Origin of the sequence: Gracilimonas sp. (genome assembly GCF_035704785.1) — a bacterium.
Classification (GTDB): Bacteria; Bacteroidota; Rhodothermia; order Balneolales; family Balneolaceae; genus Gracilimonas.
Genome location: NZ_DASSWP010000010.1, coordinates 1 through 8,596, shown reverse-complemented (window position 1 = coordinate 8,596; position 8,596 = coordinate 1). Strand labels below are relative to the sequence as shown.

General features: G+C 42.5%; 7 protein-coding genes and 1 riboswitch. Of the genes, 3 read left to right on the top strand and 4 right to left on the bottom strand.

All coding sequences use genetic code 11. From position 1 onward, the window contains the following. From VFM80_RS00425 to speD, 4 genes are all read right to left on the bottom strand, one after another. Positions 1-2,119 (bottom strand): dihydropteroate synthase (locus VFM80_RS00425; RefSeq protein WP_395068437.1); only part of this gene is annotated, 2,119 nt, incomplete at its 3' end. A gap of 214 nt (positions 2,120-2,333) precedes the next feature. After that, positions 2,334-3,344 (bottom strand): homocysteine S-methyltransferase family protein, encoded by a 1,011-nt coding sequence (locus VFM80_RS00420; RefSeq protein WP_395068435.1) that lies wholly within the window; start codon positions 3,342-3,344, stop codon positions 2,334-2,336. 49 nt (positions 3,345-3,393) lie between these two features. Continuing rightward, positions 3,394-3,507, bottom strand: a riboswitch (SAM riboswitch). A gap of 355 nt (positions 3,508-3,862) precedes the next feature. Further along, positions 3,863-4,714 (bottom strand): polyamine aminopropyltransferase, encoded by an 852-nt coding sequence (speE, locus tag VFM80_RS00415; protein ID WP_395068433.1) that lies wholly within the window; start codon positions 4,712-4,714, stop codon positions 3,863-3,865. Between the two features lie 166 nt (positions 4,715-4,880). Then, on the bottom strand, positions 4,881-5,288 hold the full coding sequence (gene speD, locus VFM80_RS00410; RefSeq protein ID WP_395068431.1) for an adenosylmethionine decarboxylase: 408 nt from the start codon (positions 5,286-5,288) through the stop codon (positions 4,881-4,883). A 297-nt stretch (positions 5,289-5,585) separates the two neighbouring features. On the opposite strand from speD, the gene VFM80_RS00405 reads away from it, so the two are divergent. The 3 genes from VFM80_RS00405 to VFM80_RS00395 all read left to right on the top strand — a co-directional run. Then, a complete protein-coding gene (locus VFM80_RS00405) occupies positions 5,586-6,992 on the top strand; it encodes an arginine decarboxylase (RefSeq protein WP_395068429.1) in 1,407 nt (468 codons plus the stop codon). Beyond that, positions 6,985-7,845: an agmatinase gene (gene speB, locus VFM80_RS00400; RefSeq protein ID WP_395068427.1), complete on the top strand. Its 861-nt coding sequence runs from the start codon at positions 6,985-6,987 to the stop codon at positions 7,843-7,845. Before VFM80_RS00405 ends, speB begins: the two co-directional genes overlap by 8 nt. Then, a partial coding sequence (locus VFM80_RS00395; RefSeq protein ID WP_395068425.1) for a deoxyhypusine synthase family protein occupies positions 7,842-8,596 on the top strand: 755 nt, incomplete at its 3' end. The genes speB and VFM80_RS00395, both read left to right, overlap by 4 nt.

Genomic DNA, 8,596 nt, shown 5'->3' with positions numbered 1-8,596 from the left:
CCGCTCTCTTCTTGGTTTGCTGTCTTAAAAAGTGAAATTCAGCCAGCTCCTTAGATAAATCCTCATCTTTATATAGCTTAAGATCATCCCCGTAACTTACTGTTGGATAAAAACCTATAATTCCTTTAGCTTTTAATGATTTTTGTTCAATGATCTTGTCAATTAATGTATTGGCGTCATCAAAAAGCGACTTTGCCTGTTCCCCTACTTCCTCGTCTTCCAGTATATCAGGATACTTTCCGGTTAACATCCAGGTGCGGAAAAAAGGAGACCAGTCGATGTAGTTTCTCAACTCCGAAATTGGGTAATCTTGAAAAGTCTTGGTGCCCAAGAAAGAAGGTTTCGGAGGCTCATATCCATCCCAGTCGATCTGCGTTCTGTTTGCTTTGGCTTCTTCGTAACTAAGAAGCTCTTTCCTGTTCTGTCGACTTTCGTGCTGCTTGCGAAGCTGCTCGTATTCTTTCTTTACTTCCAGTCGAACACCCTCTTTTCGCTGTTTGCTGATCACATCTCCTGCAATTGAAACAGCCCGTGAAGCATCCAGCACATGGATAATGGAGCCATCATATTCCGGGTCAATTTTGACGGCTGTGTGGAGGCGTGAAGTAGTTGCACCACCGATCAGCAGTGGAAGATCCAGCTTTCGCTTTTTCATTTCGCGGGCCACATGAATCATTTCATCCAGAGAAGGTGTGATCAATCCACTTAACCCAATGGCATCTACCTTATGTTTTTCTGCTTCATCCAGGATCTTATCGGCCGGCACCATCACTCCAAGATCGACTACATTATAGTTATTACAGGCCAGCACTACGCTGACAATGTTTTTCCCGATATCATGGACATCGCCTTTTACTGTTGCCAGCAAGATCTTGGGCTGCTCGCTGGTATCCTTGTTCCTGGCCTTTTCTTCTTCGAGATAAGGAGTTAAATAAGCCACAGCCTGTTTCATCACGCGTGCACTTTTAACTACCTGTGGAAGAAACATCTTCCCGGAACCAAAAAGATCACCCACTACATTCATCCCGTCCATCAGCGGGCCTTCAATTACTTCAAGAGGGCTTCCGTATTTAACACGAGCCTCTTCCGCATCTTTTTCGATATGCTCATTGATCCCTTTTACCAGCGAGTGACTGATCCGGTCTTCCACGGACTTCTTGCGCCACTCATCATCTTTCTTGGCTTTAACTGTAGAGCCTTCGTTTTTGAACTCCTCTGCTATTTCCATGAGCCGTTCAGTGGCATCTTCCCGGCGATCAAAAAGTACATCTTCCACTCGCTCAAGCAGATCTTCAGGAATGTCATCATATACCTCAAGCTGGGTAGGATTAACGATTCCCATATCCATACCATGCTGAATGCCGTGATATAGAAATGCGGAGTGGATGGCTTCCCGAACCCGGTTATTTCCCCGAAAGGAAAATGAGACATTACTCACCCCACCGATAACATGTGCACCCGGCAGGTTTTCACGAATCCATATAGCTGACTCAAAATAGTCAATAGCATTTCGACGATGCTCCTCCATACCCGTTGCTACAGGAAATATATTGGGATCAAGGATAATGTCAGAAGGATGAAAACCTGCTTCTTTTGTAAGAATTTTATAAGCCCGGCCACAGATCTCTTTTCTTCTTGGAAGGGTGTCAGCCTGACCGTCCTCATCAAAAGCCATGCAAATAACCGCAGCCCCAAAGCGCCGCACGATCTTGGCTCTTCTCAGAAATTCCTCTTCCCCATCTTTCAGGCTGATGGAATTCACCACGCCTTTACCCTGCATGCATTTAAGTCCAGCCAGAATAACTTCCCACTTCGAGGAATCCACCATAATGGGAATTTTAGCGATGTCCGGATCGGAGGCAATGAGGTTGAGGAAGTTGGTCATTTCGGCAGCACTATCCAACATGCCTTCATCCATATTCACATCCAGGATCTGCGCTCCGCCCTGCACTTGATCGAGGGCTACTTTTAGTGCTTTATCATATTCTTTATTCTTTATGTAATCAAGGAAAGTTCTTGAACCGGTTGCATTTGTACGTTCTCCTACATTCACGAAGTTGGAGTCTTCGGTGATGATAAGAGGTTCAAGTCCGCTAAGCGTTAGGGGTAATGACTTCATACTTTTTCACCAATAAAAATGTTCGAATTCCATCTCATCGTCTGACGGCTCAAAGTCCGTCTGACGAATGGTACCCACGAGCTTTGCCCTGTAAATCCATCAGACGACCCCCGCCCTTGATTCAACTTACTAAGTCTATTTTCAGTCGTCAGATGGGGTTCGATGTTGTTATTTGTATTCAGACCTGACAGATCTTTGTTTGATTCAAAACTTTTCATACTAAAACCCTATCAACTTTTTTTACTTTTCGGGGTGAATATTTTTCTGCCAGTTCAGCCATTGTGGTGATGTGTGCAGGAGTAGTACCGCAACAGCCACCAAGAATATTTACCAATCCATCCTCCAGGTATTCTTTGACCTGACTCCCCATTTCATCCGGCCCTTCATCATACTCTCCAAATTCATTCGGCAATCCCGCATTCGGGTAAGCGCTGATATAGAAAGGTGATCTGTCGGAGAGATTTTGCAGATATGGTTTAAGCTGCTTGGCTCCCAGTGCGCAATTAAATCCAACGCTCAGGATGGGTGCATGAGAAACAGAGATCAAAAAAGCTTCTACCGTTTGTCCCGAAAGAGTTCTTCCGGAAGCATCTGTTATTGTACCTGAAACCATGATGGGAAGCTCTTCTCCCCGCTCATCAAATAATTCCTGAATAGCAAATAAAGCAGCTTTAGCATTCAGTGTATCGAAAATGGTTTCTACAAGGAGTAGATCTGCTCCGCCGTCCATCAGTCCTCGAGCCTGTTCCTTGTACGCTTCCGCAAGTTCATCAAAGGTAACGGCACGGTAGCCCGGGTCTGTAACTTCAGGGGAAATGGAAGCGGTTTTATTCGTTGGTCCCATTGAGCCTGCAACAAAACGTGGTTTACCGGGGTTCTGTTTGGTGAATTTATCCGTGGCTTTTTTAGCGATCTCTGCCGACTTCCTGTTCAAATCATAGACAATATGCTCCAACCCGTAATCAGCTTGAGCTATGCTTGTCCCGCTGAATGTATTCGTTTCAACAATATCAGCTCCGGCCTCCAGGTATTCTTCGTGGATAGCCTGAATAATTTTGGGGCGGGTTAAGCTAAGCAGGTCGTTATTTCCCTTCAGGTCGCTGGGATGATCTTTGAATTGATCTCCTCTGAAATCTTCTTCTTCCAGCTTGTAGCGCTGTATCATAGTGCCCATGGCCCCGTCAAGGATCAGAATTCGGTCTTGTAAAACGTCTTTTATATTCACTCTTTCATATTTGGATTAGCTTATGCAGAAAGAGTGTGAGTGATCAGCTCGCTTATCTTTCCCAGCTTTACATGGCGCTGAGTGGGATTTGGCACCTGCCCCCTTTTCAGAAGTGGTTGCCAAGACGTCATCGGGCCCATCCCTCGGTCTTTCTTTATAAGCATTCAGTAAATAATTCGCCTGAATATAACGGTCTCTAAGCCGCTGAGCAACTTGTAATAATGTATTAATTTAAAATCGTATGATATCGAAATAACTTTAGCGAATAGAACATGGATCACACGGATTGGGCGGTTAATCGCGAATAATAAGTGTTTTTAAATTCGCATCCGGTAGCTTTTGATTCTTTTATCGGTGCAAAAGAACAGAGAAGATGAATATGGGAAATTACTCATCTCAAAGCACGGAGAGTTAATATGTCTATTAATGCATCGCTTCAGATATTAGATATAAACTTGTTCTTTAAACAAGTGGTGGGCTTCAGTCCTTCACGAATAGCGCGTCATGTAAAGAAAAACTTACCGAATAATCTCCTTTACAAAATTTGGTAAAGCAAACGATCCCCGATGAATGGCTTTATTGTAATATTTAAGGTCATCTCCAAATCCGGAAAGTCCCTTTTCCACTCTTGACAAAACTTCGTCTGATTGCACCTTTATTCCTTTGGAAGCATACGCAAATGACCACATTCCCGCAGGATATAACGGTATAAAGCCCAAATACATATCAGATTCAGTGAATACATCATTTAAAGCGTCAAAAACCTGTTTCATACTCTTATGATATTCCGAAACCCATGGCGACTCAGTTTGGGCCGATAGCACTCCATCTTCCTTCAACGCATCAAAGCAATACTGAAAAAATTCTTTTTCAAAGAGTCCTTCTGCGGGACCTACCGGATCAGAACCGTCAATAATTACCACATCATATTCCGCTTTTGCTGCTTTTACAAAAGCAATGCCATCTTCAAAAAGAACATTTAGTCGATCATCTTCCCAGGCACCAACTCCGGGAAAGAATTCTTTAGAAGCACGGACTACGGCTTCATCAATTTCAACCATGTCAAGATGTTTTACAGATGGATGCCTCAGCACTTCCCGAGCCGCCCCCCCATCTCCTCCGCCGATAATAAGCACCTTCTGCGGATTCGGATGAGCAAACATAACCGGGTGAGCCACCATTTCGTGATATACGAACTCATCTTTTTCTGACAGCATCACCATTCCATCGATGGTCATGAGGTTGCCCCAGGTATCCGTTTCAAAAACTTCAACCAATTGATAATCGGTCTGTTCAGAAAACAGGAGCTTTTTCAGTCCAATGGTTAAGCCGGTGTTTTCGTTATAAAATTCATTGAATTGGATAGGCATCGTTATTATTTAATTATAAAGTTTTCAGCCGTCAGCTTTCAGTTTTTTTTAACATCTGGGTAGCAATTTATGCCGTCCTTAAGAATAATTATAATGAAAATAAAAAACTGACGGCTAAAAGCTGATAGCTTCCTTTTCAATTCATAAATAGACGCTCATTAGTCAGTCAATAATCTTTTTCAGCTTCAGCGGATGGCTTGAAGAGTAGTTTCTCTCCTTGTGCCACTTTAAAGAGTCCGCGCTTCATTTCCATACTGCTTGCGTTTTGAGAATTGAAGGCATCTTTAAGGAATTCCTGAATGGTCCAGGGATCGATAGTATCGCCACAGGTAAAAATATCTACGGCGGCGTAGTTATATTCCGGCCAGGTATGAATAGCAACATGAGACTCTGCAATCACCACTACACCACTCACTCCATAGGGACTGAATTTGTGAAAATTATGTGAGATAATCGTAGCACGGGCAGCTTTAGTACCGGCTAGCATAGAGGATTCGATGTATTCTACATCATTAAGTTTTGCGGATTCGCAGTCATAAAATTCAACTAAAATTTGTCGGCCAAGTGCTTCCAATCTTCATAAGGTCTAAAGTGAAAAATCCAGTGAGTTATGCTTTTGCAGGAAAAGCGAAACATTTATTTGGCTTGAAACAAACCGTTAATTCCTCTTTCTTTTTAAGCAATTCCAAAGATACGTATTTTATAGATAATCAATAATATCGGTTATCTAAAAAAAACGGTTTAGCAGCTCTTTTCACAGAACTGTAAATATCATCCATGTTGTCTAAATTATACCTAATTATATTTTATATTTATCGCCCGATAACTTTGCGATAATCGCCAGAACAATTTTTTATTATTTCCCAGCTTAATGAAGAATAACTATTACGAATTAATTGACCAGACCTATCATTTCCCTCAAAATGGCTTTGAGCTTGTAGATGGCACCCTCAATTTTAATAAAGTTGACCTGCACAACCTGATTGAAAAATATGGAACGCCTTTTAAGCTTTCCTACCTGCCTAAGATCAGAGAAAAAATTCAGAATGCGCGAAAGTACTTTAATCAAGCGATTTCAGAAAATAACTACTCCGGTAAATATGAGTTTTGCTATTGCACCAAATGCTGTCACTTCAACCATGTGGTAAGAACGGCTCTGAAGGAAAACGTATCGTTGGAAACCTCCTCTTCATTCGACATCGACCTGATTGAGAATTTATACAACAAAGGCGTATTCACTCCAGATAAGACCATTGTACATAACGGCTATAAAACAGACGATTACGTCAAAAAAATTGGACGGTTGATCAATCAGGGATTTTCCAACTCTATCTGTGTATTGGATAACGCAGGAGAGCTGGATAAACTCATGGAGCTGGAAACCGAACACCCTATCAAGATCGGTTTGAGAATATCTATTGAGGAAGACCCCCAGGCTTCGTATTACACCTCACGACTTGGGATCAATAAACGTGAGATACTTGATTTTGTACGTGAAAAGATAATTGGCAATGACCGTGTGGAATTGGTGATGGTTCACTTTTTCGTGGATTCAGGTGTACGCGACAACATGTATTATTGGAATGAATTCAAGAAAGCACTTACTCAATTCACCAAGATCAAAAAGTTGGCCCCTTCTGTTAAAAGCATAAATATCGGGGGTGGTTTTCCTATTCAAAACAGCCTGAGTTTTGAATTTGATTACCAATACATTACCGGAGAAATAGTGCGGAATATTCAGGAAGCCTGTAAAGACGAAGGCGTTGAAGAGCCTGATATTTATACCGAATTCGGAAAATATACCGTCGGAGAAAGCGGAGCCGTTATTTTCCAGGTGCTGGAACAAAAGCAACAAAACGATACCGAACTCTGGTACCTCATTGATAACAGCCTGATGAATACCATTCCCGATGCGTGGTCTATCAATGAAAAATTCATCATGCTGCCACTCAATAAATGGCAAAATCAGTATAAACGCGTAAATATCGGAGGCATCAGCTGCGACCACTCAGATTACTACAACTCCGAGGAGCTGAATCAGCAAATACTCCTGCCGGCTTACAGCGATGATGAAGAGGAACCTCTATACATCGGATTCTTCCATACCGGAGCCTATCAGGATTCCATCAGTGGGTACGGCGGGATAAAGCATTGCCTTATTCCGTCTCCCAAACTCATTGTGGTTGATGAGGATGAAAATGGTAATCTATTCGATTATGTATACCGAGAAGAACAAACAGTAAACAACATGCTTAACATTTTAGGATATAATGACTAAATCGAATCGACTATTTGCCGGAATTGAAGGTGAACATAACAAATTTGAAAACGCCAACATCTTGCTGCAATCCATCCCCTACGACGGAACCAGCACTTGGGGAAAAGGGGCTGACGAAGGTTTTGAAGCGTTCCTGGAAGCTGCTGAAAACATGGAGATCTATGATATTGAAACCGAAAGCGAAGTCTATAAAAAAGGGGTACATATCATCGATCCCATTCTGGAAGACGCTTCACCTGAAGCAGTATTTGAGTCGGTTTATCAAAACACCAAAGAGCTTTTGAAAACCGATAAGTTCCTCACTTTTTTTGGTGGAGAGCATTCCATAAGTATTGGAATCATCAAGGCTTTTTACGAAGCCCATCCCGATATCACCATTTTACAGATCGATGCTCATGCCGATCTTCGTCCTGAGTATCACGGTTCCCCATACAATCACGCCTGTGCTGTCTATGATGCATCCCGAAACGCAAATCTGATCCAGGTTGGCATTCGCAGCATGGATACCAGCGAGGTACAATACATGGATAAAGAAAAATGTTATTTCGCTGAAGATATGTACGGCCACACCGACTGGATGGAAGATTCTATTAGTAAAATAACCGATAAAGTATACATCACCCTTGATCTGGATGCATTCGATCCATCCATCATGCCAGCAACAGGAACTCCCGAACCGGGTGGAATGCTCTGGAATCCCACGATCCAGTATCTTAAAAAAGTATTTCAGCAGAAAAATGTACTGGGCTTCGATATTGTGGAACTCGCCCCTATTGAAGGATTAAGTGCCCCACAGTTTATGACCGCCAAATTATACTATAAAATGTTAAGCTATAAATTTTCCAATTCATGAGTAACAAAGGACCCGTTTCCGATTTCATTACCCACCATTACCGTCACTTCAATGCAGCCTCTCTCGTTGATGCCGCCAAAGCCTATGAAGATCAGCTCAACTCCGGAGCTAAAATGATGATCACCCTGGCCGGGGCTATGAGTTCTGCAGAGTTGGGATTATCGCTGGCTGAAATGATCCGTCAGGATAAGGTGCAAATCATCACCTGCACGGGTGCCAATCTGGAGGAAGATGTATTCAACCTCATTGCTCATGATCACTACAAGCGCATTCCCAACTATCGGGATTTGAGTCCACAGGACGAACAAGAGTTACTTGAGAATCACTTTAACAGAGTTACAGACACATGTATTCCTGAAGAAGAAGCCATGAGGCGCATTGAGGATCATTTAGTGAAACGCTGGGTGAAAGCTACTGAGGAAGGCAAACGGTACTTACCGCATGAATACTTTTATGATATGTTGTTGAGTGAAGATCTTAAAGATGACTATCAGATCGATCCTAAAAACTCATGGTTACTGGCAGCTGCTGAAAAAAATATCCCTATTATTGTACCGGGATGGGAAGATTCAACCTGCGGTAACTTTTTTGCATCCCATTGTATTGAAGGCCGAACAAAGCCGTCTGCAATGAAATCCGGAATTGAATACATGATGTTTCTGTCCGACTGGTATTTAAAGAATTCGGATAATGGGATCGGGTTTTTCCAAATTGGGGGAGGCATTGCCGGAGATTTTCCAATTTGTGTAGT

Coding starts and splice junctions, on each gene's coding strand:
- speE (WP_395068433.1), bottom strand. CDS start 4,714: ATGCCTATCCAATTCAATGAATTTTATAACGAAAACACCGGCTTAACC.
- VFM80_RS00405 (WP_395068429.1), top strand. CDS start 5,586: ATGAAGAATAACTATTACGAATTAATTGACCAGACCTATCATTTCCCT.
- speB (WP_395068427.1), top strand. CDS start 6,985: ATGACTAAATCGAATCGACTATTTGCCGGAATTGAAGGTGAACATAAC.